The sequence below is a fragment of the Rhizobium sp. rho-13.1 genome (assembly GCF_007000305.1).
Taxonomy (GTDB): Bacteria; Pseudomonadota; Alphaproteobacteria; order Rhizobiales; family Rhizobiaceae; genus Rhizobium; species Rhizobium rhododendri.
Map to the genome: position 1 here is coordinate 59999 of NZ_SCFL01000002.1, position 23201 is coordinate 83199.

Genomic DNA, 23201 nt, shown 5'->3' on the forward strand with positions numbered 1-23201 from the left:
TCGAGAGAGAGGCTCCCGGCCGGCCCGTCATGGAGATTCTGCCATGACCGAGTTACCCACCATCGCCGATCGGGACGCCTTCGGCGCCCCGCCGGTTTCAGCCGGCTACAAAGTTGACATCTCGCGCGGCGAACGGATCGGGCGCGTGTCGTCCGAATGGTTTTCGCGCCCCGACGACGAGCGCTACCTGTCGCTCAGCGCGCTCTACGCCGCCGTTCGCGCACGCGCGGACCGCGCCACTGCCCGCACCGTCGAGACCCGGACCCTTCGTGTCGAAGCCAGTCGCGACAACGCCGAACGCCTGGCGCTGATCGTGCCCGATCGCGAGGAGCCCGTCGCTCCCACGCACTGGTCGTTCGGCCAGATGTGCAGCCTGGTCGGCGCGCCTGCCGGCTATATGCGCCAGCTCCCTGCGCCGCTTGCCGGCATCAACATGCAGCACGGGCTGCTCTCGCACCGGGCCGAGCTGGTGAAGACGCTGGAGGCGGACGACGGGAGGATCGAGCTGCGCGCCGTCACCGGCCCGGACTATGGCCGTATCTGGGACCATGAACTGGTCGCCGCCGTCATGAAGATCGCCGGCGACGGCACCGGCGACACGCGCTGGAAGGTGCCGGGCCTGCTCGACTGGTCGACCATGACGCACAACCCGTTCGTCGAAGTGACCAAGGACACCACCACCCTCTACGCCTCCGATCGCGACGTCTTCCTCTTCCTGGTCGACGACGCCCATCCGATCGAAGCCGGTCGCCTGCCCAACGGCGACCCCGATCTCTACTTCCGGGGCTTCTATTGCTGGAACAGCGAGGTGGGCTCCAAAACGCTCGGCATGGCGTCCTTCTATCTCCGCGCCGTCTGCATGAACCGCAACATCTGGGGCGCCGAGGGCTTCGAGGAGATCTCGATCCGCCACAGCAAGTTCGCCAGCCACCGCTTTGCGCATCAGGCGGCGCCGGCGCTGGAACGCTTCGCCACATCGTCGCCAGCGCCGTTTCTGGCGGGGATCAGGGCCGCTCGCGAACAGATCGTCGCCCGCAAGGATGAGGATCGCGAGAGCTTCTTGCGCAGGCGCGGCTTCTCGCGTCCCGAGACCGAGAAGATCATCGCCACCGTGCTCGAGGAGGAAGGGCGGCCGCCGGAGTCGATCTTCGACTTCGTCCAGGGGATCACGGCGCTCGCGCGCGCCAAGCCGCACCAGGATGCGCGGCTGGAGCTGGAGGGAAAGGCCGCGAAGCTCCTTTCCAGCGTCCGGTAATACCGGGAGGCGCGGAGCCGGGTCCACGGCTCCGCGCCTTTACGATTCCGCGCAGCCCCAGCCTCTTAGAGGAAGAGGGCTGCGCTCACTTCGTGACGGGTTGAGGCCGAGAGAGAGTCTCACGGCCGCCCGTCATGGAGAATGACCATGACCCGAGTTCAGAAAATCGTCCTGTCCTCATCGCGGGACATCCCGTTCAACAAGCTGGTGCTGAGCCAGTCCAATGTCCGTCGGATCAAGGCCGGCGTCTCGATCGACGAGCTGGCCGAGGACATCGCCCGGCGCACACTCCTGCAGAGCATCACCGTGCGGCCGGTTCGCGACACTGAAGGCGTCGAGACAGGCATGTTCGAGGTTCCGGCCGGCGGCCGCCGCTTCCGCGCGCTCGAACTCCTGGTCAAGCAGAAGCGCCTGGCCAAGACCGCGCCCGTGCCCTGCGTCGTGCGCGAGGACGGCATTCCCGAGGAAGACAGCCTCGCCGAGAACGTCCAGCGCGCGCCGCTTCACCCGCTCGATCAGTTCCGTGCCTTCCTGGCGCTACGCGAGAAAGGCCAGTCCGAGGAGGACATCGCCGCGGCCTTCTTCGTCGCCGTGTCCGTCGTCAAGCAGCGCCTCCGCCTTGCGGCCGTCTCGCCCAAGCTGCTCGACGTCTATGCCGACGACGGCATGACGCTGGACCAGCTCATGGCGTTCACGGTCAACGGCGACCACGAGCGTCAGGAGCAGGTGTTCGAGCGCCTGAGCCAGTCCTACTCCAAGGAGCCGCATGTCATCCGCCGGATGCTCACCGAGGGCGCCGTGCGGGCATCGGACAAGCGCGCGCAGTTCATCGGCCTCGACGCCTACACCGAGGCGCGCGGCGTGATTCTGCGCGACCTGTTCCAAGGTGATGATGGCGGGTGGCTGCAGGATGTCGGTCTCCTCGACATGCTGGTGGCCGAACAACTGCGCGAACAGTCCGAGGCGATCCGCGCTGAAGGCTGGAAGTGGATCGATGTCGCGCCCGACTTTGCCTACGGCCACATCTATGGCCTGCGGCAATTGCGCGGCGAGCAGGTTCCGCTCACCGACGATGAGCAGGCGACGCGTGACGCGCTACAAGCCGAGATGGACGGTCTGGAGGGGACCTACGCCGAAGCCGAGGAGCTGCCCGACGAGGCCGATCAGCGGCTCGGCGAAATCGAGACGGCTCTTGCCGCCTTCGATGATCGCCCCCAGGCCTTCGATCCCGAGGAGGTCGCGCGCGCTGGCGCCTTCGTCAGCATCGACGGTTCGGGCGCGCTGCGCATCGAGCGTGGCTATGTCCGCCCCGAGGACGAACTTCCGATCGCCCCGGAGAACGACGCCGAGACCGATCCGGCCGACGAGCCGACGATCGCGGCGCGAACCGAGCATGATGGTACGAGCGTGGCCGCAGGCACGGAGCCTCCTGCGGATGAGCCCGAGGAAGACGATGGTATCAAGCCGATCCCCGATCGGCTGATGACCGAGCTGACGTCCCATCGGACCCTCGCACTTCGCCACGCCCTGGGCGAGAATCCCGACATCGCCTTCGTCGCCGCGCTTCACGCCCTGTGCCTCAAGGTGTTCTACCGCTACTCGCAGGACACCTGTCTGGAGCTCGACCTGAAGAGCGCGGGATTCAGCGCTCAGTCGCCGAGCCTTGCCGACAGCGCGCTCGCCGTCGCTTTCGACGCCCGGCATCAGGCTTGGCTCAACGCGCTGCCGAAGGAACCGGCCGACCTTTGGGACGGGCTCATTTCGTTCGACACAGACAGCCGCCAGGCGCTGTTCGCTCATTGCGTCTCGCTGTCGGTCAACGCGATTTATGAGGCCTACAATCGCAAGCCTCGCGCGCTGGCCCACGCCGACCGGATCGCCCAGGCCGTCGATCTCGACATGGTCGCAGCTGGCTGGACGCCGACGATCGGCAATTATTTCGGCCGGGTGACCAAGGCTCGCATCCTCGCAGCCGTGCGGCAGGCGAAAGGCGCGCGGGCGGGCGACCGCATCGAGCACCTCAAGAAGGCCGAGATGGCGGAGCAGGCCGAGACGCTGCTCGAGGGGTCCGGATGGCTGCCGGAGCCGCTCCGCACGCCCGGTCGCGATGTGCCGAATGCCGTTGAGTCCGACGCCATCGACCCTGTGGAAGCAGACGCCGATGCGGCAGGCGAAGAAACGGCGGCGGACGGCGGCGAAACGGCCGTGGTGGAAGATGAGGAAGTGGTCGAGGATGACTCGGTCGCGCTCGAAGCCCACGCGACCGCGGCCGAATAACGAAGGAGCTAACCGCACTGCCAGGGGCCCGCCAGCGATGGCGGGCCCTTTTTCGTCTCGGAGGACACGATGTCGGAAGATGCATCCGATCTGGCACGCCGTATGGCCAGGCAGGCTGAGGCGGCCTGCCGTCATTATCTTTCCAACGGCCGCCGTGAAGGACGTTATTGGCTGGTCGGCGATGCCCGCAACACGCCGGGGCGGTCCATGTTCGTCCGCTTGAAGGGCGCCGAATCCGGCAAGGGCGCTGCCGGCAAATGGACCGACGCCGCCACTGGCGAGCACGGCGATCTACTCGACATCATCCGCGAGAGCCGCGGCCTGGTCGACTTCAAGGACGTCGCCGATGAGGCGCGAACCTTCCTCAGCCTTCCGCATCCCGAGCCTGAGCGGCAATCAAGTCCGCGGCAGGCGCCAGCTCCGACGGGATCGCCGGAGGCGGCACGCCGGCTCTTCGCCATGTCGCAACCGATACCAGGCACGGCCGTGGAAACGTACTTACGCCAACGCGGCATCACGGCTTTGCACGAAACCGGATCGCTGCGCTTCCATCCCCGATGCTATTATAGGCCGGACGAGCACGGTCCGACCGAGAACTGGCCGGCGATGATCGCATCCGTCACCGATCTTGGCGGCCGGATCACCGGCGCGCATCGTACCTGGCTTGCACCCGACGGCAGCGGCAAGGCGCCGATTGACACGCCGCGGCGAGCGATGGGCGGCCTCCTCGGCCATGCGGTCCGTTTTGGCGTGGCGCGTGACGTGATGGCGGCCGGCGAAGGAATCGAAACCATTCTGTCGCTGCGAATGGTGGCGCCCCGCATGCCGATGGCCGCCGCTCTATCGGCCGCGCACCTCGCAGCCATCCTGTTCCCGGCAACTCTACGCCGACTCTACATCGTGCGTGACGACGATCCGGCCGGCGACGGCGCGCGCGACAGCCTGATCGAACGGGCAAACGCTGTCGGGATCGAGGCGATTGTTCTGTCGCCGACACTCGGAGACTTCAACGAGGATCTCAGACTGATCGGCATCGTCGCGCTCTGGGCCAACGTCCGCGTCCAGCTCGCCCCGGAAGATGTCGCGCGCTTCATTGCGGCCGAGGCGATGTAGTTCCGGAGGGATGCGACAAGAGCGGCGGCGCTGTCAGCGCAATCGCCCTGACTGCTTCCCATCTCGCCGGAGAGACCGCGACCCGGCCTTCGAGAGGGCGATCGGCCGTCAAACGATCCGGCCCGGCAATGGCTGCGCCCGGTTCTTTTCCGCCGGCCCTTCGGGCCTTTGCATCGCGAAGCAAAACAACCGGGCTTCGCCATCCTCCGCTGACGCTTCGGCCCTGCGCTTCGCTCCGGGTGCAGGTCCGGCCCGCCCGACGGCTTTAGTCGCCAGAAGGCCGCGAGGGTCGCGGTCAGACCGACGAAGGAGCATCCCATGACGAGCGATCGCGACGACTTCGAGCCACATCACGCTTCATCTCCTACCGACCACCTTCTCACCGAGCTTCAGCTTTACGGCTTCCGCCCCTTCCAGGACGAACTCGACCCGAGGCCGCTGCCCGAGGGGAACGCCGTCGCGGGCGCCATCGCCGACATCTTCGATGCGCTGATTGTCACCTTGCAGGACACCCGCCTCGAGCCCGACCTCGACGATCTACTCTGGTCGACCGTCAATCTCTTCCACCGAGCTACCGACCGGATCGAACGCGAACTCGACGACAACGAACAGGCTCAGCGGCGGAGCCAACGGGAACAGGACGGCTCCGAGGTGAAATCCGTCGAGCTGGAGCGGCTTACCGCTGAGGGCCAGACGCTGATCGAACGCCGTGACGCTTTCGAATTGATGCGCGATCAGGCCGCCGAGCACTTCGAGCGCCATGCCGGTTCATCCTGGCGACCGCGCAGCGGGTCGATGGTCAACCACCGCACCATGACCTCGGCCATGATCGACAGCCGCGATTTTCTCGCCGCCAAGCGTCGTGCCGAAACCGAAGTGATGCTACCGGCAGGTCCGAAGATCGCCCTCACTGGCGGTCTCGACTTCAACGATCACCGGCTCATCTGGGCCAAGCTCGATCAGGCCCACGCCAAGCATCCCGACATGGTGCTACTGCATGGCGGGTCGCCGAAGGGCGCCGAGCGCATCGCTGCCCGCTGGGCCGACCATCGAAAAGTGCCACAGGTCGCTTTTAAGCCCGATTGGACGAAACACGCCAAGGCAGCGCCTTTCAAACGCAACGATCAATTGCTGCAGATACTGCCGATCGGCGTCATGCACTTCCCGGGCACCGGCATTCAGGACAACCTCGCCGACAAGGCTCGCAAGCTCGGCATTCCGGTCTGGAAATTCGCATCGGGCGGCGCGTGAGCGCCCCCTAGCTCAATTCTATCTTCCAGAATCTCAGCACTTCCTGCACCTCATCCTTCGGATAGTGAAGGAAGGCGGCATTCGCGATGTCGGCCTTGATCTTCTCCTTGCGCTTGGCGATCTCCCGCTCGATCCGCAGGGTGAACGGAGCCGTGCCGGGCGGCAGCACGCCACGGCGATCGGGGCTTGGCCAGCTCTTCGGATAGCCTTCTTCAACCCAGCCGGCTCTCACCTTGTCGGCTTGATCGGCGACCGAAGGATGCTCGCAAGCCCATCCGTAGAGATGAAATGCGCAAACACGTAGCATGGCCTTGATCTCGGGAAGTGTGTCGGTGAAGCCCTTCAGCGATGTCGGCAGCCACACCATGTTGGCCACGCAGGAAAAGTAGCGAGGATCCTGGACGACGTTGCTCCGTTGCGCGAAGGACGGATCGTCGTACCCCCAGATGTGGCACACGGTCCAATTCTTCGGCTTGGGCGACGCGACGTCGAGTGCCGCGACTAACGCGTTAAGCGCGGCGACGTTGCCTTCGAACTTCTCGGCCGTGACGCCAGTCGCCTTGCGCGTATTCGTGTATCGGCGCGTCCATCCCGCGTCGTAGAGCGGTCGCCCGCGCGCAGTGTGCGGAGCCCAGACCGGCAAGGTCCGGAAAGTGTCCGGATGGACCCACCGCGCCGTGCGCTCGATGAGTTCCACCACGGCCGGGATGTCGTCTCGAAGCGCCTCGTTGCCGTCAGGTATGACGAATCCGCTAGCCACGCTCCACCGCCATTCTCCTCTTGTCGCTCCTGCGCCTGCCCCGGATTGAGGTCCCGCTCGGTGAGAGCTGGAAAGTCGTCCCCCTACCACCCCGGCAACGCAACGCACCGGAAATGATGTCCGATTTCCGCTCCCGCCGCCGCACAACTTCGACTATAGTTGGTTTGCGCCGTGGTGGTGGTGGAAGGCGCGACCGTCAGACCTTTCTTACGGGAGACCATCGCCATGATCTTCATTGGCATCCTCGCCAGCATTGCCACCATTGGCATGCTCTGCTGGCTCTTGTTCAACCTTGCAGTATTCGCACTGCCCGCCTTCGTCGGCGTCACCGCTGGAGTCTGGGCCTATCAGACCGGCGCAGGCTGGATTGGCGGCATCGTCGTCGGCCTGGTCGCCGCCGCACTGACGTTCGGCATCGGCCAGTTCCTGCTCGCCTTCGTACGGCCGCTCTGGCTGCGCCTCGCGATCGCGATCGCCTTCGTCGCGCCCGCGGCGCTCGCCGGCTATCACGCCACCCATGGCATCGTGCGGCACACCATGCCCTCCGATACGTGGCAGATCATCTTTTCTATCGTTGGTGCGATTGCCGTCGGCGTCACGGTGTTCATGCGGGTGACGGCTATGGCAGCGCCCGGACCATCGGGGCAGGGCTTGGCGCGCGTCTGACGCCATCAGGCAGCAACGGCCGGACCATCGGCCGATCTTCACTGCGCCACCCTCGTCATCGAAATCACGAAATGGCGGTCGGCGGCCAGACCTTGGCCTCAGCCAATCCGTGTCGCGTCATCGCAGTCTCGCGCTGGAGCTGCGTGTGACGCCATTCGGTCGCGCCATCAACATCGGTGCGCTGGCTTTCTTGCCAGAGCGACATCTGGCATCGAGATGCGGTCAAGCCTGGACTGTCCCGTGGAATCGCCGACTCCGTTGTTGCCGAAATCCTAGCGGCAGCGCAGTGCTCGCCACGTTCTCCTCAATCCATCTCTGTCTGACCGACCGCTCCAAAACGGCCTCTTCAATGGGCTGATCTGGCCGAAGGCCGGCTATGCCTCAATCGCCTATGCGGCAATGGCGCCGATCGACTTTCTTCCCCTGCCGGCTGCGCCGTCATTCCTCGCGAAACAACAAAGTCGCCTGGCTGCCATCCTCCGCTGCGCTGCGGTCGCAAGCGATGCCGCGTCGATCGCCTTCGGCCTGCCGATCGCCATCGAGGCCGCAATGGTGCGGGCTCGGAACAGAGTTCAAGGAGAACTATCATGGCGACCATCGGCACCTTCAAGAAGTCCGGCACGAACGAGTTCACCGGCCAAATCGTCACCCTCAGCGTCCAGGCCAAGAACGTCCGTATCGTCCCCGAAGCCAACCGCTCTGGCGAGAACGCCCCCAGCCACCGCGTCTTCGCCGGCCGCGTCGAGATCGGCGCCGCCTGGTCCAAGCGCAGCAACGAGGGCCGCGATTATCTGGGCCTCAAGCTCGACGATCCGAGCTTCACCGCCCCGATCTACGCCAACCTCTTCGACGACGAGGAGGGCGAGGGGTACAGCCTCATCTGGTCCCGCCCCAACGGCCGCCGCGCCGACTAACCCGCCCGCGACGCCCCGCCCGATCCTCGGGCGGGGCAAGTCGTTTAAGATCCGCCGTTTCGGCTTCGTGCAATGTCGGCTTTGCGCCTCGGCGGTTTATCGCTTTGCGCCTTTCCGCCGGTCAGAAGTGCGACTCGGGGAGACTCACTTCTCACCCTTCTTTACCGTCTCGTCGAGCAGATCGACCGGCCTGACATCCAACGCTTCCGCCAAATGCCACATCGTCAACAGCGTCACATTCTGCTGGCCCCGCTCCATGCCGCTCACATAGGCGCGGTCCACGCCCATTTTCACGGCGACCGCTTCCTGGCTCAGGCCGGCCGCGATTCGATACCTCCTGACGTTGGCGCCAAAAATCCTGCGAATGTCCATCCGCAGGTTAGAAGACAATCGTGTATTATAGCGCTACGTGTTATAATACACGGCCAGGAAGCCTGCGCGTGATGCCGCCAGTGGTCTGCCGCGATGCGTGAAAAGCATCGGGTAATTTCAGTTGTCGATCTGGTTTGCATTGGCGATGCAGATACGATCGGTTAACCAAAGTAGATGAGCGCGTCGATGACCGTCATTACTTTTCAGGATCGTCCGCCCGAGGGTGACCGCCTGACAGGCTACGACGAAAGCCATCTTGCGCTCTATATCCGGCTCCTCGACGCCGCCGCCGAAGGCGCCGATTGGCGTGAGGCGGTCCAGATTCTTTTCGGGCTCGATCCCGACGGCGATCCCGACCGCGCCCGAATGGTTCATGACAGCCATCTCGCCCGCGCCCGCTGGATGACCACCAGGGGCTATCGCGAGCTCCTCCGCCCCCGCGTGTCCTAGAGCAGGACACTCCCCCCGGTTGTACGGGGCATCGCGCCGCCCCGTTTTGGGGACTTCCGTCGCGCCTTTTCGGCGGCAAGGCTTAGGCGTGCAGGGGGCCAACTTAGAACGCGGATGAGGAGACGCGTATGGCCGAGCCGCCCGATTGGCGATTGCAGACCACTGAACGCGCGCTGAACCGGCTGGAGCGGCAAGGGTTCGCGTGGGAATTCCTGCGCCGGAATCCCGACTATCGCAGCGACTATGACCGCCTGCGCAGCACGCCGGCCAGCCGGCCAGGCGCTTCATTGCCCCGCAGGAGCTCAGCCCCGCAATGGGGGTTGCGATTTCCTGCTCGATCCCGATCGCTCCGCTCATGAGGCCGCGATCTTCTGGCGGCCCGAGCTGGTCGCCAGCGTTCTGATGCTTGAAGCCGTGCCGGCGGTCTTCCGCACGGCCCGGCGACTCGAACAACTCGACCTGACCCATGCCACACTGCACGCGCAGCCCGGCGGTGAAGGTGCGATTATATTAGCCGATCCCGACGGTGATCATCATTTGGTCGCCGACGCCATCGACCCGTCTCAACCGCTCGCCGTCCTGCTGCCGCTTGACGACAACTTCCACATCCGCGCCGAAGCAGCATTGCGATTCCAACGCCGCCTATTCGGACGTGCCGCCGGTCCGCTCCCTCGTGCGCTCACGCTCACGCCGCGTCACCGCTTGCGGCTGGCGCGCATGGTGCGCGCGCTGGACGGCCGATCATCAGGCGCAACTTATCGCGAAATCGCCGGCGTCCTGTTCGATACGCCGGGCCAGTCCGCCACCGAATGGAAAACGTCGCCCATCCGTGCGCAGACGATCCGCCTGGTCAAGGACGCCCAGACAATGATGCGCGGCGGCTATCTCCGCTTGCTCGCCGGCCGCTGACCCATGCGCCAGCTCCTCTCCACCATCGCCGACGGGGTACGCGCTCGCAGGGGTCTCACTCCGTCATCCACCCTGACGCCGGTGGTTCGCCATCGTGGTCGCCGCTTCGCCACTGCACGCCGGCGGGGCGGCCGATGCCCCGGAGGCCCCAATGTCAGCAGCGCGACTCGACTCCCCGCCACGCTATCTCCGCACACCTGAGGCGGCGCGCTTCCTCGGTCTGTCTGGTCGCACGCTGGAGAAGCACCGCACCTACGGCACGGGACCGGTCTATCGCAAGCTGGGTGGCCGCATTGTCTATGCGCTCGACGATCTGCAAGCTTGGGCCGATCGCGGCACACGGCAGTCGACATCGGATCCGGGCCACGGTGTTGTCCACCCTGCGAAGCGACAGGCGACGCCCGCCGGGGGAATGCCCGTGCGCCGCGGCGGCGCGTCATGATCGTCGCGCTCCTCAATCAGAAGGGTGGCGTCGGCAAGACGACGCTCGCGCTGCATCTCGCCGGCGAATGGGCTCGGCGAGGAAAGCGTGTCGTGCTCATCGACGCCGATCCCCAAGGCTCAGCGCTCGACTGGTCGCAGCAGCGAGCGCGCGAAGGCCTCGGACGCCTGTTTGGTGTCGTCGGTCTGGCGCGAGATACGCTTCATAGCGAAGCGCCGGAACTGGCGCGAAGCGCCGACTATGTGGTGATCGACGGACCACCGCGTGTCGCCAGCTTGATGCGGTCCGCGCTGCTTGCCGCCGACCTGGTGCTGATCCCCGTGCAGCCATCGCCTTTCGATGGCTGGGCCTCTGCGGAAATGCTCTCGCTGCTCGGCGAGGCGCGGATCTACCGCCCCCAGCTCGCCGCCCGCTTCGTGCTGAATCGGTGTGGAGCGCGCACGGTCATTGCCCGCGAGACGGCCGAGACGCTCGCCGATCACGATCCGCCGGTACTCACCAGCACCGTCGGCCAGCGCGTCACCTTCGCCGACGCGGCGCGCTCCGGCCGCCTCGTCTCGGAGATCAACGAACGCAGCCCCGCCGCGCGCGAGATCACCGCACTTTGCACCGAGCTCGGGAGGATCGCGTCATGATGGAGCGATCCCACAAACGTACCTTCACTGCACGCCCGGCCGATCCTGAGAGCTGGGTCAAAGCCCCCGATCCGCGCCCCGCGCGCGGCGGCGCCGCCGCCAATTTCACCGCACGCCTCACTATCGACGTCACGCCCGACATGCGCGGCCAGATCAAGATCGTCGCGTTCCAGCGCGGTGTAACTGTCGCCGACCTGCTGCGCGAACTGCTCGCCCGCGAATTTCCCCCAACTGAAGGAGGCACGCCATGAATGGCGCTCCTGACCTACGTCGCGTTGCGACGCCGACCGTAGTTGGTCTGACCCACGTCGAGCTGACCTGGATCGAGAAGAAGATCGAATACTGGGTCAGGTTCGGCCAGGACGTCCACGAACAGATTCTCGACCGCCGCCGGCGCGTCGTCAGCTTCCCGCCCCATAGCGTCTTCGCCTTTGTCCGTTGGGCGGCCAACGACTTCGGGACGATCATCTCACGCATCGACATCGTGCGCGCGATCTCGCCGGGCGAACCCTATCAGACGCTCCCCTTCGTGCGCCCCGGCGGCGACATTCTGCTGAGGATGGACGGCTGGCCGAAGGTCGAGCGCGTTCTGCAGATCGTCGACGCCATCGAGTCGATCGGCATCAATCCCGCCGAGGTCTCGCCGCATCATTGGCGGCACGTTCACAATCGTCTCGCTGCCGGCCAAGAGCCGCGCAGCTACACGGCCGAGCAGCATCGCGCCATCCTTCTGCGCCGAAGAGTCGAGCCATGAGTCGCTTCGGCTACATCATGACGACGTACTTCACCGTGATGCTGATCGGTGGCCTGTCCTTCATCCACATCACGCCCAGGCTGATCTGGAACGCGTCCGCCAGCACGCCGATCGGACTCTATTCGCTCGAGCGGTCGCCACGCCTTGAAGTGACGGACCTCGTCGCCGTGGACGCCCCGGAGCCGCTCGCATCGTTCCTCGCCGAGCGTCGCTACGTCCCGCGCGGCGTCCCCCTCATGAAACGTGTCGCCGCTCTTCCCGGGCAGCAGGTCTGCCGCACCGGCGCACAAGTCACCGTCGACGGCATTGCCATGGGCGAAGCGCTGACGCGCGACCGTCTCGGCCGCGATCTGCCCGTCTGGCAGGGCTGCCGGCGCATCGCCGACGGCGAAATCTTCCTCATGAACTGGTCCGTCGAGGACAGCCTCGACGGTCGCTACTTCGGTCCGATTTCCACCCGCTCGATCATCGGCCGCGCAACCCCGGTGTGGACCGATGAAGACGGCAGCGGCCGCTTTGAATGGCGCGCCGCGACGCGGTGAACGACGCGCCTATCCGACCTCACCGCACAACAAAGGAGTCTTCCCATGCCGCAGATCGGCGAATTCACGCGCACGAAGAACGGCTACGCCGGCCACATCCGCACGCTCTCGCTGGACGTTGAGATCGTGCTCATCCCCGCTGAGCACACCGACGCCGAGAACGCGCCGGACTATCGTATTCACCACGGCGACGATAACGGACCTGAGATCGGCGCCGGATGGAAACGCACCGGCGAAAAAGCCGGCGATTACGTCTCCCTGCAGATCGACGATCCCACCTTGGTCCAGCCGATCCGCGCGAACCTCTTCCAATCGACCGAGGACAAATCGGCCTGGAACCTGCACTGGAATCGTCCGCCCAAGCGCGGCGAGCGGGACTGAACGATGTTCGGCCCGCGCCAACAAACTGTCGTCGGGCGGCCAAATGCCGTCCGACTGACAGCCATCCTTCTTCTTTCCGGCCTGCTCCTCGGTGCGCCGTTCAACGCCACAGCGAACGCTCAGAATGCACCGGCCATGCGCACGGCGCCGGCCCATCCGTTTGCCACCTACATTGAAGAGGCCGCACAGCGCTTTCGCATCCCGGCCGCGTGGATTCGCGCCGTCATGCGCGCGGAAAGCGCTGGCGATGTGCATGCGATCTCCCCTGCTGGCGCGATGGGCCTGATGCAGATCATGCCGGATACGTGGGCGGAGCTGCGCGTCCGCCATAGGCTCGGGCGCAATCCTTACGATCCGCGCGACAACATCCTGGCCGGCGCGGCGTATTTGCGCGAGATGTATGATCGCTACGGTTCGCCGGGATTTCTTGCGGCCTATAACGCGGGACCAGGGCGCTACGAAGAGTATCTCGCGGGCCGCCCGTTGCCGGCCGAGACCCGCGCATATGTGGCCGCGCTGGTCCCCTCCTTCGGCGGCGGTGACCTGCCCGGTGCAATCACCGTCGCCGCGGCTGATCCTCCCGCCTGGACTCGCGCGCCGTTGTTCATCACGCGCGCTGACGGCATCACCGCTGTCAATCGAGCGCAGACGGAAAATCCTCCGGACGATGCTCCGGCAGCAGCTCCGACGCGCGAGACTTCCGCGATCGTCCCGCAATCCTCGGGCCTGTTCGTGGCGCGCTCGGATGGTGGAGGCCCGCGATGACGGCGCTTCTCCCGGATCGCGGTCTGGCGGGCTCCAGCGCATCATGGAGTGCGTGGCGGGGGAAGCAGGGCAACACAACCGCACGATGGCAGGATAAAGGGGCGCGATGTGCGCTTCGGTTCGGTCGTGCTTTTTCAATGGCTTACGTAGCGAATTCGCGAGGTGCGCCTCTTCGGCGCAGCCTGCGGCTTCGGCGATTTCATAAGCAAATCAGCGCCATCGCGCGATGTGCGGTCTTGCCGCCATGAGCGACGAGAACGATTTCCGCATCCGGCCTGGCCGCATCCGCTCGACGCGCGTGCAGCGCGCGAGACCCTTCATCGCCCAGGCGCTCGCTGCCGCCCAACGGGCCGGCGGATCGGTCTCCCGCAAGGGAATGATCGGGCCGGGCCATCGCTCCCGGTTCGGCCGGGGTCAGCGCGCATCGGTGCAGGCCAACCGGCTCATCACCGCCCGCTCGCGCGGCGCCGTCGTCAAGGCGCGCGTCGTCCGTCACGCCGGACGTGGCGCGCCGCTCGCCACCCATCTCAACTATCTGCGCCGCGAGGGCGTCACTCGGGACGGAGAGAAGGCCAAGCTCTTCGGTCCCGGCAGCGACGATGCCGATCCGAAGGAATTCGCCGAACGCTGCGAGGATGACCGGCATCATTTCCGGTTCATCATCTCGCCGGACGACGCCGTGGAGATGTCGGACCTCAAGACCTTCGCCCGCGATTTGGCCGGCCAGATGGAGAAGGACCTCGGCACCAAGCTCGAATGGGTCGCCGTCGATCACTGGAACACCGAGCATCCGCACGTCCACCTGATTATGCGTGGCGTGCGCGAGGACGGCGAGAACCTCGTCATCTCCCGTGACTATATCAAGGAAGGAATGCGCGATCGGGCACGGGATCTGATCACGCAGGAATTGGGGCCGCGCACGGATCACGACATCCGCCGCACCCTCGAGCGTCAGATCGGCGCCGAGCGCTGGACCAATCTCGATCGGCAACTCGCGCGCGACGGCTATCGCACAGGCGTCATCGACCTCGCGCCGCATTCCAACCGGCAGCCCGACGAATTCCACGCCCTTAAGGTCGGACGCCTCCGCAAACTGGAATCGCTCGGGCTCGCCGAACAGATCGGCTCCGGCCAGTGGACGGTGTCCGAGAATGCCGAGACGACGTTGCGCGAGCTGGGCGATCGAGGCGACATCATCAAGCGAATCCATCGCGGCCTCTCAGAACGCGGGATCGAACGCGGCGCCGCCAGCTATGTGCTCGCCGGTGAAGGCCTGAACGATCCGGTTGTCGGCCGTCTGGTCGCCCGCGGCCTCGACGACGAATTGAAAGGCACCGCCTATGCTGTGGTCGACGGCACGGACGGCCGCACCCATCACATCAAGCTGGCCGACTTTGACGCCGCCGGCGACGGCGCGCCTGGCTCGATCGTCGAACTGCGCAAATTCGACGACGCGAACGGAAATCGGCGCGTCGCACTGGCGATCCGGTCGGACCTCACGATCGAGCAGCAGATTACGGCGGCGGGTGCGACCTGGCTCGACCGGCAGGCCATCGCGCGTGAGCCAGTTGAGCTCGGCGGCGGCTTCGGGACGGAGGTGCGCGACGCGCTGGACCGTCGCGCCGAGCATCTGATCGGGCAAGGCCTGGCCGAACGTCAGAGCCGCGGCGTCAGCTTCAACCGCAACCTGATCGAGACGCTGCGCCGCCGCGAACTGGATGCCGTCGGCGCGAAGCTCGCGGCGGAGAGCGGGCGCCAATTCAACAAGGCTGGGACCGGCGAGTATGTCGCTGGCGCCTACCAGCGGCGCATCGCTCTCGCCTCCGGCCGCTTCGCGATGATCGACGACGGCCTCGGCTTCCAGCTCGTGCCCTGGTCGCCCTCGCTCGAAAAACAGCTCGGCCGTCATGTCTCCGGTCTCGCCCGAAGCGACGGCGGCATCGATTGGAGTTTCGGCCGCAAGCGGGGGCTGGGCCTGTGAACAACACGCCTCGTCAAGAAGGGACTCAGCCATGTCAGCCACCAAAATCCTCTGGGGCCAAATTCTCCTCGTCTCCCTGATTGTGCTCGCCACGACCTGGGCCGCAACGCAGTGGACCGCCTGGCAGCTCGGCTTCCAACCGCAGCTCGGCCGGCCATGGTTCGAACTCTTCGGCTGGCCGATCTATTATCCGCCGGCCTTTTTCTGGTGGTGGTATTTCTACGACGCCTATGCGCCGGCGATTTTCGTCGAGGGCGCCTACATCGCAGCATCAGGTGGCTTTATTGCCATCGCGGTCGCCATCGGCATGTCGGTCTGGCGAGCGCGCGAGGCTAAGAATGTCGAAACCTACGGCTCGGCGCGCTGGGCGCGGGCTGACGAAGTGCGGGCCGCCGGTTTGCTTGGGCCCGACGGCGTCGTGATCGGGAAGTTCGACCACGCCTATCTCCGTCATGACGGGCCGGAGCATGTGCTTTGCTTCGCGCCGACCCGCTCTGGCAAGGGCGTCGGTCTCGTGGTGCCGTCGCTGCTGACCTGGCCGGGCTCCGCAATCGTTCACGATATCAAGGGCGAGAACTGGCAGCTCACCGCCGGCTTCCGCGCCCGACATGGCCGCGTGCTGCTGTTCGATCCCACCAATGCGAAGTCGTCCGCCTACAACCCGCTGCTCGAGGTCCGCCGCGGCGAGTGGGAGGTCCGCGATGTCCAGAACATCGCCGACATCCTGGTCGATCCCGAGGGGAGTTTAGAGCGCCGCAATCATTGGGAGAAGACGTCCCACGCGCTCCTCGTCGGCGCCATTCTGCACGTTCTATACGCTGAGACCGACAAGACACTCGCCGGCGTCGCCGCCTTCCTGTCCGATCCTAAACGGCCGATCGAGTCGACGCTGGCCGCGATGATGAAGACGGCGCATCTCGGCGAAGCCGGGCCGCACCCGGTCATCGCGTCGGCCGCGCGTGAGCTGCTGAACAAATCAGATAATGAACGGTCCGGCGTGCTGTCCACCGCCATGTCGTTCCTCGGGCTCTACCGCGATCCCGTTGTCGCCGAGGTGACGCGCCGTTGCGACTGGCGTATCGCAGACATTGTTGGCGGCGCGCGGCCGTCGACGCTCTATCTCGTCGTGCCGCCCTCCGACATCGCGCGGACCAAGCCGCTGATCCGTCTCATCCTCAACCAGATCGGTCGACGGTTGACCGAGGATCTGCAGGCGAAGGGAAGCCGGCACCGCCTGCTTCTCATGCTCGACGAGTTTCCAGCGCTCGGTCGCCTCGACTTCTTCGAATCCGCATTGGCCTTCATGGCCGGCTACGGCCTCAAGAGCTTCCTGATCGCGCAGTCGTTGAACCAGATCGAGAAAGCGTATGGCCCGAACAACTCGATCCTCGACAACTGCCATGTGAGGATCAGCTTCGCGACCAACGACGAGCGCACCGCCAAACGAGTTTCCGATGCGCTCGGCACGGCGACCGAGATGCGCGCGATGCGCAACTATGCCGGCCACCGGCTCAGCCCCTGGCTCGGCCATCTGATGGTGTCGCGATCGGAGACGGCGCGCCCGCTGCTGACGCCGGGCGAGGTGATGCAGCTCCCGCCCGCCGACGAGATCGTCATGGTCGCCGGCACGCCACCGATCCGCGCGAAGAAGGCGCGCTACTTCGAGGACCGCCGCTTTCAGGAGCGCGTGCTGCCTCCGCCAGTGCTTGCGAGGCTAGCCGCGGGAAAGCCGGACGATTGGAGCGCCCTGCCATTGCCGTCGCGGCCGCAACTCGACGCTGCCGCGCGGCAGGACGGTACCGGCGACGACGACTCGACCGGCTCCGAACGGCGTCAGCAACCGGAGCTGACCGCGGTTAAGCCTGTCGAGAGGAAGGCGCCGATCGACAACGAGTTCGACCTCGATGGACCCGACGACGCCGATGACGACGCCGCGCGCGCAGGCCGGCTGAATCAGGTCATGCAAGGCGTCGCGCGGCAGGTCTCGCTCGATCCCAACGATGGGATGGACCTCTGAGCGTGGCAATCATGAAGATCCCGAAGAAACAGCGCCTCTCGGTCTATCTCGATCCGGACATCATGAAGGCGCTCGCCGCTCATGCCGCGCGTCGCGATCAATCGCGGTCGCTGGTCGCGGAAGCGGCGATCGCATCCTTCCTCTCGCCCGACGCTGCCGAGCGCCAGGAAGCCGCGACCACCAAGCGGTTGGATCAGCTCGATCGACGCATGACGCGGATGGAACGCGATCTCGGCATTTCGGTGGAAATGCTAGCGGTGTTCGTCCGCTTCTGGCTCACCACCAATCCGCCGTTGCCGGAGCCGGCGCAGGCGGCCGCTCGCGCGCAGGCGGGCGAGCGATACGACGCCTTCGTCGCCGCACTCGGGCGCCGACTCGCGAAGGGGCCGAAGTTGCGCGAGGAGATTTCGGAAGACGTCGTAGGCGTCCCGGGCGCGGAATAATCATCGCGCGGGCATCGCAAGAGTTTGGCAGTTCCGCCGCTGGCCTGTCTTTATACGCCACAGCACTACGACCCCATTCCGGTTGTTGTCATGCCCTGATTTCTGCCTCTTCTACTGATCCCCGATCCAGGGCCGCACATCTGCGGTCCCGTACAGCACGGGGACGACATGGCGGTTTCTCACCAGCAATCTGAAGCGATCCTTCGAGGCGCGCGCATGTTGCGCACCGCCCTCGGCCCCGCCATCGCCGGATTCCTGGAAGACCCGTCGATCGTCGAGGTGATGCTCAATCCCGATGGACGGCTCTGGATCGACCGGCTGTCCGAGGGTCTTTCCGACACCGGAGCGCGCCTGTCGCCCGCGGACGGCGAGCGCATCGTCCGCCTCGTCGCGCATCATGTCGGCGCAGAGGTTCATTCCGGTTCACCGCGCGTTTCGGCGGAACTTCCCGAGACGGGAGAGCGATTCGAAGGCCTCTTGCCTCCTGTCGTGGTGGCGCCGGCGTTCGCGATCCGCAAACCTGCCGTCGCTGTTTTCACGCTCGATGACTACGTCGCCGCCGAAATCATGTCTGCCGAACAGGCGGAGGTGCTCCGCCAAGCCGTCGCGGACCGCCGCAACATCCTCGTCGCCGGCGGCACCTCGACCGGCAAGACCACGCTCACCAACGCCTTGCTCGCCGAGGTGTCGAAGACCTCCGACCGCGTCGTTCTGATCGAGGACACGCGCGAGCTGCAATGCGCCGCGCCCAACCTCGTGGCCATGCGCACCAAGGACGGCGTCGCCTCGCTGTCCGATCTTGTCCGCTCCTCGCTTCGCCTGCGCCCTGATCGCATTCCGATCGGGGAGGTGCGCGGCGCCGAGGCGCTGGATTTGCTCAAGGCCTGGGGGACGGGCCACCCCGGCGGCATCGGCACCATCCATGCCGGCACCGCGCTCGGCGCGCTGCGCCGCCTTGAGCAGCTCATCCAGGAAGCCGTCGTCACCGTCCCGCGCGCGCTGATCGCCGAGACCATCGATCTCGTCGCGGTGCTGTCCGGCCGCGGCTCGACCCGTCGCCTCGCAGAACTCGCCCGCGTCGATGGCCTCCAGTCGGACGGCGACTACCGCGTCATCCCCGCAACCCAACCCGTCTCAGGAGATCCCGCATGATCCACTACGCCCTGCGCGCTCGCCGTCATATCGCGACGGCCGTGTCCGTCACCGTCGTCAGCATGATGATGGCGCCCTCCGCATACGCCTCCGGCTCGTCCATGCCGTGGGAAGCGCCGCTGCAATCGATCCTCCAATCCATCGAGGGGCCGGTCGCCAAGATCATCGCTGTGATGATCATCATCATCACAGGTCTAACACTCGCCTTCGGCGACACATCAGGCGGCGCGCGGAAGCTGATCCAGATCGTCTTCGGCCTGTCGATCGCCTTCGCCGCGTCGAGCTTCTTCCTGTCGTTCTTCTCTTTCGGCGGCGGAGCGCTCGTTTGATGGCGAGTCTGATCGACAGCGCCAGCCAAGTGCCAGGCTACGCCGTCCCGGTCCATCGCGCGCTCACCGAGCACATCCTGCTCGGCGGCGCGCCGCGTTCGATCGCGATTCTCAACGGCACGCTGGCGGCGGCGCTCGGCCTCGGCCTGCGGCTCTGGCTGGTCGGTCTCGGCCTCTGGGCGATCGGGCACTTCGCCGCCGTGTGGGCAGCCAAACGCGATCCGCAATTCGTCGACGTGGTGCGCCGTCACCTGCGCATTCCCGGCCATCTGAGCGCGTGAGGCCCCAATGATGAACCTTGCCGAATATCGCCGGACCTCAACCCGCCTCGCGGACTTCCTGCCCTGGGCCGCGCTCGTGGGCGATGGCATCGTCCTCAACAAGGACGGCAGCTTCCAACGCACCGCTCGATTTCGCGGTCCCGACCTCGACTCCGCGGTGCCGGCCGAACTCGTCGCCGTCGCCGGCCGGCTCAACAACGCCTTCCGCCGCCTCGGCTCGGGATGGGCGATTTTCGTCGAAGCGCAGCGTCATGGCGCCGGCGCCTATCCGGCAAGCCGGTTTCCCGAGGCCGCGTCAGCTCTGGTCGACGCCGAACGCAAGGCGGATTTCGAGGAAGACGCCTCGCACTTCGAGTCCAGCTACTTCCTGACCTTCGTCTATCTGCCGCCGGCCGAGGATGCCGCCCGCGCGGAGAGCTGGCTCTATGAAGGCAAGGCCGACAACGGTCTTGACCCTCATGAGGCGTTGCGCGGCTTCGCTGATCGCACCGACCGCGTGCTTCAGCTCATCGAGAACTTCATGCCGGAATGTGCATGGCTCGATGACGGCGAGACGCTGACCTATCTCCATTCGACCGTCTCGACCAAGCGCCACCGCGTGCGCGTGCCTGAGACGCCGATGTATCTCGATGCGTTGCTGGCCGATCAACCGCTCACCGGCGGGCTGGAGCCGCGCCTCGGCGACGCGCACTTGCGCATCCTGACAATCGTCGGCTTCCCGACTGCGACCACGCCCGGGCTGCTGGACGACCTCAATCGGCTCGCCTTTCCGTATCGCTGGTCGACGCGCGCCGTCCTTCTCGACAAGACCGACGCCACCAAGCTGCTGACCAAGATCCGACGGCAATGGTTCGCCAAGCGCAAGAGCATCATGGCGATCCTCAAGGAGGTGATGACCAACGAGGCTTCGGTGCTCGTCGACACCGACGCGGCGAACAAGGCGGCCGATGCCGACCTCGCGCTGCAGGAACTCGGCGCCGACTATGCCGGTCAGGCCTATGTCACCGCAACGGTCGCCGTCTGGGACACCGATCCACGCATCGCAGCCGAGAAGCTGCGCCTGGTGGAGAAGATCGTTCAGGGCCGCGACTTCACCGCGATGGCCGAGACCATCAACGCCGCCGACGCCTGGCTTGGCTCGCTGCCGGGCCATGTCTACGCCAACGTCCGGCAACCGCCGATCTCGACGCTCAATCTCGCCCATATGATTCCGCTGTCGGCGGTGTGGGCGGGGCCGGAACGGGACGAGCATTTCGGGCAACCCCCCTTGCTCTACGGCAGGACCGAAGGCTCGACCCCGTTCCGCTTTTCCCTTCATGTCGGCGATGTCGGTCACACGCTCGTCGTCGGGCCGACCGGCGCGGGGAAGTCCGTGCTGCTGGCGCTGATGGCGTTCCAGTTTCGCCGCTATCCCGGGTCGCAGGTGTTCGCCTTCGACTTCGGCGGCTCAATCCGTGCGGCCGCGCTGTCCATGGGCGGTGACTGGCACGATCTCGGCGGCGGCCTGACAGAAGGCGCCGCCGACAGCGTCTCACTGCAACCGCTCGCCGGCATCCACCACGTGCCGGAACGCGCATGGGCGGCGGATTGGATCGTCGCGATCTTGCAGCGCGAGGGCGTGACGATCGCGCCGGAGGTGAAGGAATACATCTGGACGGCGCTGACCTCGCTGGCCAGCGCGCCTGTCGGCGAACGCACGCTCACCGGACTCGCCGTCCTCCTTCAATCGAACGACCTCAAACAGGCGCTTCGGCCCTATTGCGTCGGCGGCGCCTATGGCCGACTGCTCGACGCCGAGAGCGAGCATCTTGGCGAAGCCTTCGTGCAGGCCTTCGAGACCGAAGGCCTGATCGGCACGGGCGCCGCGCCCGCCGTGCTCGCCTATCTCTTCCACCGCATCGAGGACCGCCTCGACGGCAGCCCCACGCTGCTGATCATCGACGAAGGCTGGCTGGCGCTTGATGACGAGGACTTCGCTGGTCAGCTCCGCGAGTGGCTGAAGACGCTGCGCAAAAAGAACGCCTCCGTCGTCTTCGCCACCCAATCGCTTTCCGACATCGACAGCTCAGCGATCGCGCCCGCCATCGTCGAGAGCTGCCAGACCCGGCTGTTGTTGCCAAACGAGCGCGCGATCGAGCCGCAGATCACCGCGATCTACCGCCGCTTCGGACTCAACGATCGCCAGATCGAGATCCTCGCCCGCGCGATGCCGAAGCGCGACTACTACTGCCAATCCCGGCGGGGCAATCGGCTCTTCGAACTCGGTCTGTCCGACGTGGCGCTGGCGCTCTGCGCCGCTTCCGCGAAGACCGATCAGGCCGCGATCGAGCGCGTCGTGGCGGAGCACGGCCGCGAAGGATTCCTGTCGGCCTGGCTGCGTCTGCGCGGCGTCGCCTGGGCCGCCGACCTCATCCCCAACCTCAACAACCTGGAGACCCAGCCATGATCTTCCGTCGCTCACGCGCGGCGCTTCTTGCCGCGTCGATCCTTTCCGTCCCCGTGGCGCTGTCGCCCGTGATGGTCCAGCCGGCTTCCGCGCAATGGATCGTCTACGACCCGACGAACTACGTGCAGAATGTTCTCTCCGCCGCTCGCGCGCTGGAGCAGATCAACAATCAGATCAGCTCGCTTCAGAACGAAGCGACGATGCTGATCAACCAGGCGCGCAATCTCGCTAGCCTGCCTTACTCCTCGCTCCAACGGTTGCAGCAGTCCGTACAGCGGACGCAGCAGCTCCTCGGCCAGGCGCAGCGCATCGCCTACGACGTCCAGCAGATCGACCAGGCCTTCACATCCACCTACGGCAATGCGTCGATGTCCGCCTCCGACCAGCAACTCGTGGCGCAGGCACGCGAGCGCTGGCAGAACACCGTCGGCGGCCTGCAGGACGCCATGCGGGTGCAGGCCGGCGTCGTCGGCAACATCGACACCAACCGCGCCGAGATGTCGGCGCTCATCGGCCAAAGCCAGGGCGCGACCGGCGCCTTGCAGGCGGCGCAGGCCGGCAATCAGCTCCTCGCGCTCCAGGCCCAGCAGCTCGCCGATCTCACGGCCGTCGTCGCCGCGAACGGACGGGCTCAAGCGCTGTCCGAAGCGGAGCGCGCTGCGGCGGCCGAGCAGGGTCGCGAGCAGCGCCGCCGCTTCCTAACCCCCGGCAGCGGCTACCAGCCCGGCAACGCCCGCATGTTCCCGAATGGCAACTAAGGCCCCTCAAGAGGATCATGTCATGGACGGCAAGCTTTTGGCGCGCCTGGGCGCAATCGTCTTCGTCGCTGTCGCCATCACCGCGACGGCGATCGAGATGACGCGGAAAGAGGAAGAGCCGCCCGTCCAGGCGTCACGGCCAAGCGAAGACACGCCGACCGATCCGCTGCGCGAAGCGCAGCGGCGGTGCCAACTGCTGGGCGAGGCCGCCGCGCGCGATACCGAATGCCTGCGCACCTGGGCCGATACCCGCGACCGCTTCCTTGGCGTTGCGCCTGTACCCGCGCCGCCCAACGGCGGGCGGTGAT

General features: G+C 66.0%; 28 protein-coding genes and 1 pseudogene. 25 read left to right on the forward strand and 4 right to left on the reverse strand.

Features of this window, described 5'->3' with window-relative positions:
* The first annotated feature begins 43 nt into the window (after positions 1 to 43).
* From EQW76_RS06740 to EQW76_RS06755, 4 genes are all read left to right on the forward strand, one after another.
* Positions 44 to 1255: a DUF932 domain-containing protein gene (locus tag EQW76_RS06740; RefSeq protein ID WP_142823672.1), complete on the forward strand. Its 1212-nt coding sequence runs from the start codon at positions 44 to 46 to the stop codon at positions 1253 to 1255.
* A 147-nt stretch (positions 1256 to 1402) separates the two neighbouring features.
* Positions 1403 to 3532, forward strand: coding sequence for a ParB/RepB/Spo0J family partition protein (locus EQW76_RS06745; RefSeq protein ID WP_142823673.1), 2130 nt, complete (start codon positions 1403 to 1405; stop codon positions 3530 to 3532).
* Positions 3533 to 3601: 69 nt separating this feature from the next.
* Positions 3602 to 4645, forward strand: coding sequence for a toprim domain-containing protein (locus tag EQW76_RS06750; RefSeq protein ID WP_142823674.1), 1044 nt, complete (start codon positions 3602 to 3604; stop codon positions 4643 to 4645).
* A gap of 318 nt (positions 4646 to 4963) precedes the next feature.
* Positions 4964 to 5896: a DUF2493 domain-containing protein gene (locus tag EQW76_RS06755; RefSeq protein ID WP_142823675.1), complete on the forward strand. Its 933-nt coding sequence runs from the start codon at positions 4964 to 4966 to the stop codon at positions 5894 to 5896.
* Positions 5897 to 5903: 7 nt separating this feature from the next.
* On the opposite strand, the gene EQW76_RS06760 is transcribed toward EQW76_RS06755, so the two are convergent.
* Entirely contained in the window at positions 5904 to 6656 is a 753-nt protein-coding gene (locus EQW76_RS06760) for a hypothetical protein (RefSeq protein WP_142823676.1), read from the reverse strand.
* 225 nt (positions 6657 to 6881) lie between these two features.
* On the opposite strand from EQW76_RS06760, the gene EQW76_RS06765 reads away from it, so the two are divergent.
* The gene (locus EQW76_RS06765) at positions 6882 to 7322 is read left to right on the forward strand and encodes a DUF4175 domain-containing protein (RefSeq protein WP_142823677.1); all 441 of its coding nucleotides are present in this window, start codon (positions 6882 to 6884) and stop codon (positions 7320 to 7322) included.
* A 64-nt stretch (positions 7323 to 7386) separates the two neighbouring features.
* Here the strand turns inward: EQW76_RS06765 and EQW76_RS29000 are convergent, their stop codons facing one another.
* Both EQW76_RS29000 and EQW76_RS29130 read right to left on the reverse strand, forming a co-directional pair.
* A complete protein-coding gene (locus EQW76_RS29000) occupies positions 7387 to 7548 on the reverse strand; it encodes a hypothetical protein (RefSeq protein WP_203452794.1) in 162 nt (53 codons plus the stop codon).
* A 212-nt stretch (positions 7549 to 7760) separates the two neighbouring features.
* Complete coding sequence (locus tag EQW76_RS29130) at positions 7761 to 7898, reverse strand: hypothetical protein (protein ID WP_161991113.1); 138 nt, start codon at positions 7896 to 7898, stop codon at positions 7761 to 7763.
* Between the two features lie 11 nt (positions 7899 to 7909).
* Between EQW76_RS29130 and EQW76_RS06775 the strand changes: the two genes are divergently transcribed.
* Positions 7910 to 8236 (forward strand): DUF736 domain-containing protein, encoded by a 327-nt coding sequence (locus EQW76_RS06775; RefSeq protein ID WP_142823678.1) that lies wholly within the window; start codon positions 7910 to 7912, stop codon positions 8234 to 8236.
* A gap of 144 nt (positions 8237 to 8380) precedes the next feature.
* On the opposite strand, the gene EQW76_RS06780 is transcribed toward EQW76_RS06775, so the two are convergent.
* Positions 8381 to 8626, reverse strand: coding sequence for a helix-turn-helix transcriptional regulator (locus EQW76_RS06780; RefSeq protein ID WP_244616938.1), 246 nt, complete (start codon positions 8624 to 8626; stop codon positions 8381 to 8383).
* Positions 8627 to 8794: 168 nt separating this feature from the next.
* Between EQW76_RS06780 and EQW76_RS06785 the strand changes: the two genes are divergently transcribed.
* From EQW76_RS06785 to trbK-alt, 19 genes and pseudogenes are all read left to right on the forward strand, one after another.
* On the forward strand, positions 8795 to 9058 hold the full coding sequence (locus EQW76_RS06785; RefSeq protein ID WP_142823679.1) for a DUF2285 domain-containing protein: 264 nt from the start codon (positions 8795 to 8797) through the stop codon (positions 9056 to 9058).
* Positions 9059 to 9186: 128 nt separating this feature from the next.
* Positions 9187 to 9336: pseudogene (locus tag EQW76_RS29640) on the forward strand (DUF6499 domain-containing protein); the annotation flags it as partial.
* Complete coding sequence (locus EQW76_RS06790; protein WP_142823680.1) at positions 9302 to 9967, forward strand: DUF2285 domain-containing protein; 666 nt, start codon at positions 9302 to 9304, stop codon at positions 9965 to 9967. The pseudogene EQW76_RS29640 and the gene EQW76_RS06790, both read left to right, overlap by 35 nt.
* 151 nt (positions 9968 to 10118) lie before the next feature.
* Complete coding sequence (locus EQW76_RS06795; protein WP_109922165.1) at positions 10119 to 10409, forward strand: helix-turn-helix domain-containing protein; 291 nt, start codon at positions 10119 to 10121, stop codon at positions 10407 to 10409.
* Positions 10406 to 11044 (forward strand): ParA family partition ATPase, encoded by a 639-nt coding sequence (gene parA / locus EQW76_RS06800; protein ID WP_142823681.1) that lies wholly within the window; start codon positions 10406 to 10408, stop codon positions 11042 to 11044. The genes EQW76_RS06795 and parA overlap by 4 nt, the downstream gene beginning before the upstream one ends.
* Positions 11041 to 11295: a hypothetical protein gene (locus EQW76_RS06805; RefSeq protein WP_142823682.1), complete on the forward strand. Its 255-nt coding sequence runs from the start codon at positions 11041 to 11043 to the stop codon at positions 11293 to 11295. Before parA ends, EQW76_RS06805 begins: the two co-directional genes overlap by 4 nt.
* The gene (locus EQW76_RS06810) at positions 11292 to 11798 is read left to right on the forward strand and encodes a DUF2840 domain-containing protein (protein WP_142823683.1); all 507 of its coding nucleotides are present in this window, start codon (positions 11292 to 11294) and stop codon (positions 11796 to 11798) included. Before EQW76_RS06805 ends, EQW76_RS06810 begins: the two co-directional genes overlap by 4 nt.
* On the forward strand, positions 11795 to 12340 hold the full coding sequence (locus EQW76_RS06815) for a S26 family signal peptidase (RefSeq protein WP_142823684.1): 546 nt from the start codon (positions 11795 to 11797) through the stop codon (positions 12338 to 12340). Before EQW76_RS06810 ends, EQW76_RS06815 begins: the two co-directional genes overlap by 4 nt.
* A gap of 45 nt (positions 12341 to 12385) precedes the next feature.
* Positions 12386 to 12721, forward strand: a complete 336-nt coding sequence (locus EQW76_RS06820) for a DUF736 domain-containing protein (RefSeq protein ID WP_142823685.1) — start codon at positions 12386 to 12388, stop codon at positions 12719 to 12721.
* Between the two features lie 3 nt (positions 12722 to 12724).
* On the forward strand, positions 12725 to 13486 hold the full coding sequence (locus EQW76_RS06825) for a lytic transglycosylase domain-containing protein (RefSeq protein WP_142823686.1): 762 nt from the start codon (positions 12725 to 12727) through the stop codon (positions 13484 to 13486).
* Between the two features lie 244 nt (positions 13487 to 13730).
* A complete protein-coding gene (locus EQW76_RS06830; protein WP_142823687.1) occupies positions 13731 to 15467 on the forward strand; it encodes a VirD2 family relaxase/mobilization nuclease in 1737 nt (578 codons plus the stop codon).
* Positions 15468 to 15498: 31 nt separating this feature from the next.
* On the forward strand, positions 15499 to 17484 hold the full coding sequence (locus EQW76_RS06835; protein WP_142823688.1) for a conjugal transfer protein TraG: 1986 nt from the start codon (positions 15499 to 15501) through the stop codon (positions 17482 to 17484).
* Between the two features lie 8 nt (positions 17485 to 17492).
* On the forward strand, positions 17493 to 17927 hold the full coding sequence (locus EQW76_RS06840) for a ribbon-helix-helix domain-containing protein (protein ID WP_142824426.1): 435 nt from the start codon (positions 17493 to 17495) through the stop codon (positions 17925 to 17927).
* Between the two features lie 168 nt (positions 17928 to 18095).
* Complete coding sequence (gene trbB, locus EQW76_RS06845; protein WP_142823689.1) at positions 18096 to 19079, forward strand: P-type conjugative transfer ATPase TrbB; 984 nt, start codon at positions 18096 to 18098, stop codon at positions 19077 to 19079.
* Positions 19076 to 19408, forward strand: a complete 333-nt coding sequence (locus EQW76_RS06850; RefSeq protein ID WP_142823690.1) for a TrbC/VirB2 family protein — start codon at positions 19076 to 19078, stop codon at positions 19406 to 19408. Before trbB ends, EQW76_RS06850 begins: the two co-directional genes overlap by 4 nt.
* A complete protein-coding gene (locus tag EQW76_RS06855; RefSeq protein WP_142823691.1) occupies positions 19408 to 19689 on the forward strand; it encodes a VirB3 family type IV secretion system protein in 282 nt (93 codons plus the stop codon). Before EQW76_RS06850 ends, EQW76_RS06855 begins: the two co-directional genes overlap by 1 nt.
* Positions 19690 to 19696: 7 nt before the next feature.
* Entirely contained in the window at positions 19697 to 22135 is a 2439-nt protein-coding gene (gene trbE, locus EQW76_RS06860) for a conjugal transfer protein TrbE (RefSeq protein WP_142823692.1), read from the forward strand.
* Positions 22132 to 22893 carry a P-type conjugative transfer protein TrbJ gene (gene trbJ, locus EQW76_RS06865; RefSeq protein ID WP_142823693.1) on the forward strand — a complete coding sequence of 254 codons (762 nt, stop codon included), beginning with the start codon at positions 22132 to 22134 and terminating at the stop codon, positions 22891 to 22893. The genes trbE and trbJ overlap by 4 nt, the downstream gene beginning before the upstream one ends.
* A gap of 22 nt (positions 22894 to 22915) precedes the next feature.
* Complete coding sequence (gene trbK-alt, locus EQW76_RS06870) at positions 22916 to 23200, forward strand: putative entry exclusion protein TrbK-alt (RefSeq protein ID WP_142823694.1); 285 nt, start codon at positions 22916 to 22918, stop codon at positions 23198 to 23200.
* Position 23201: the final 1 nt, after the last annotated feature.

What these genes read in the sequence shown, in the direction of transcription:
- EQW76_RS06740 (WP_142823672.1), top strand. Translation starts at nt 44, where the DNA reads ATGACCGAGTTACCCACCATCGCCGATCGGGACGCCTTCGGCGCCCCG.
- EQW76_RS06745 (WP_142823673.1), top strand. Translation starts at nt 1,403, where the DNA reads ATGACCCGAGTTCAGAAAATCGTCCTGTCCTCATCGCGGGACATCCCG.
- EQW76_RS06750 (WP_142823674.1), top strand. Translation starts at nt 3,602, where the DNA reads ATGTCGGAAGATGCATCCGATCTGGCACGCCGTATGGCCAGGCAGGCT.
- EQW76_RS06755 (WP_142823675.1), top strand. Translation starts at nt 4,964, where the DNA reads ATGACGAGCGATCGCGACGACTTCGAGCCACATCACGCTTCATCTCCT.
- EQW76_RS06765 (WP_142823677.1), top strand. Translation starts at nt 6,882, where the DNA reads ATGATCTTCATTGGCATCCTCGCCAGCATTGCCACCATTGGCATGCTC.
- EQW76_RS06775 (WP_142823678.1), top strand. Translation starts at nt 7,910, where the DNA reads ATGGCGACCATCGGCACCTTCAAGAAGTCCGGCACGAACGAGTTCACC.
- EQW76_RS06785 (WP_142823679.1), top strand. Translation starts at nt 8,795, where the DNA reads ATGACCGTCATTACTTTTCAGGATCGTCCGCCCGAGGGTGACCGCCTG.
- EQW76_RS06790 (WP_142823680.1), top strand. Translation starts at nt 9,302, where the DNA reads ATGACCGCCTGCGCAGCACGCCGGCCAGCCGGCCAGGCGCTTCATTGC.
- EQW76_RS06795 (WP_109922165.1), top strand. Translation starts at nt 10,119, where the DNA reads ATGTCAGCAGCGCGACTCGACTCCCCGCCACGCTATCTCCGCACACCT.
- parA (WP_142823681.1), top strand. Translation starts at nt 10,406, where the DNA reads ATGATCGTCGCGCTCCTCAATCAGAAGGGTGGCGTCGGCAAGACGACG.
- EQW76_RS06805 (WP_142823682.1), top strand. Translation starts at nt 11,041, where the DNA reads ATGATGGAGCGATCCCACAAACGTACCTTCACTGCACGCCCGGCCGAT.
- EQW76_RS06810 (WP_142823683.1), top strand. Translation starts at nt 11,292, where the DNA reads ATGAATGGCGCTCCTGACCTACGTCGCGTTGCGACGCCGACCGTAGTT.
- EQW76_RS06815 (WP_142823684.1), top strand. Translation starts at nt 11,795, where the DNA reads ATGAGTCGCTTCGGCTACATCATGACGACGTACTTCACCGTGATGCTG.
- EQW76_RS06820 (WP_142823685.1), top strand. Translation starts at nt 12,386, where the DNA reads ATGCCGCAGATCGGCGAATTCACGCGCACGAAGAACGGCTACGCCGGC.
- EQW76_RS06825 (WP_142823686.1), top strand. Translation starts at nt 12,725, where the DNA reads ATGTTCGGCCCGCGCCAACAAACTGTCGTCGGGCGGCCAAATGCCGTC.
- EQW76_RS06830 (WP_142823687.1), top strand. Translation starts at nt 13,731, where the DNA reads ATGAGCGACGAGAACGATTTCCGCATCCGGCCTGGCCGCATCCGCTCG.
- EQW76_RS06835 (WP_142823688.1), top strand. Translation starts at nt 15,499, where the DNA reads ATGTCAGCCACCAAAATCCTCTGGGGCCAAATTCTCCTCGTCTCCCTG.
- trbB (WP_142823689.1), top strand. Translation starts at nt 18,096, where the DNA reads ATGGCGGTTTCTCACCAGCAATCTGAAGCGATCCTTCGAGGCGCGCGC.
- EQW76_RS06850 (WP_142823690.1), top strand. Translation starts at nt 19,076, where the DNA reads ATGATCCACTACGCCCTGCGCGCTCGCCGTCATATCGCGACGGCCGTG.
- EQW76_RS06855 (WP_142823691.1), top strand. Translation starts at nt 19,408, where the DNA reads ATGGCGAGTCTGATCGACAGCGCCAGCCAAGTGCCAGGCTACGCCGTC.
- trbE (WP_142823692.1), top strand. Translation starts at nt 19,697, where the DNA reads ATGATGAACCTTGCCGAATATCGCCGGACCTCAACCCGCCTCGCGGAC.
- trbJ (WP_142823693.1), top strand. Translation starts at nt 22,132, where the DNA reads ATGATCTTCCGTCGCTCACGCGCGGCGCTTCTTGCCGCGTCGATCCTT.
- trbK-alt (WP_142823694.1), top strand. Translation starts at nt 22,916, where the DNA reads ATGGACGGCAAGCTTTTGGCGCGCCTGGGCGCAATCGTCTTCGTCGCT.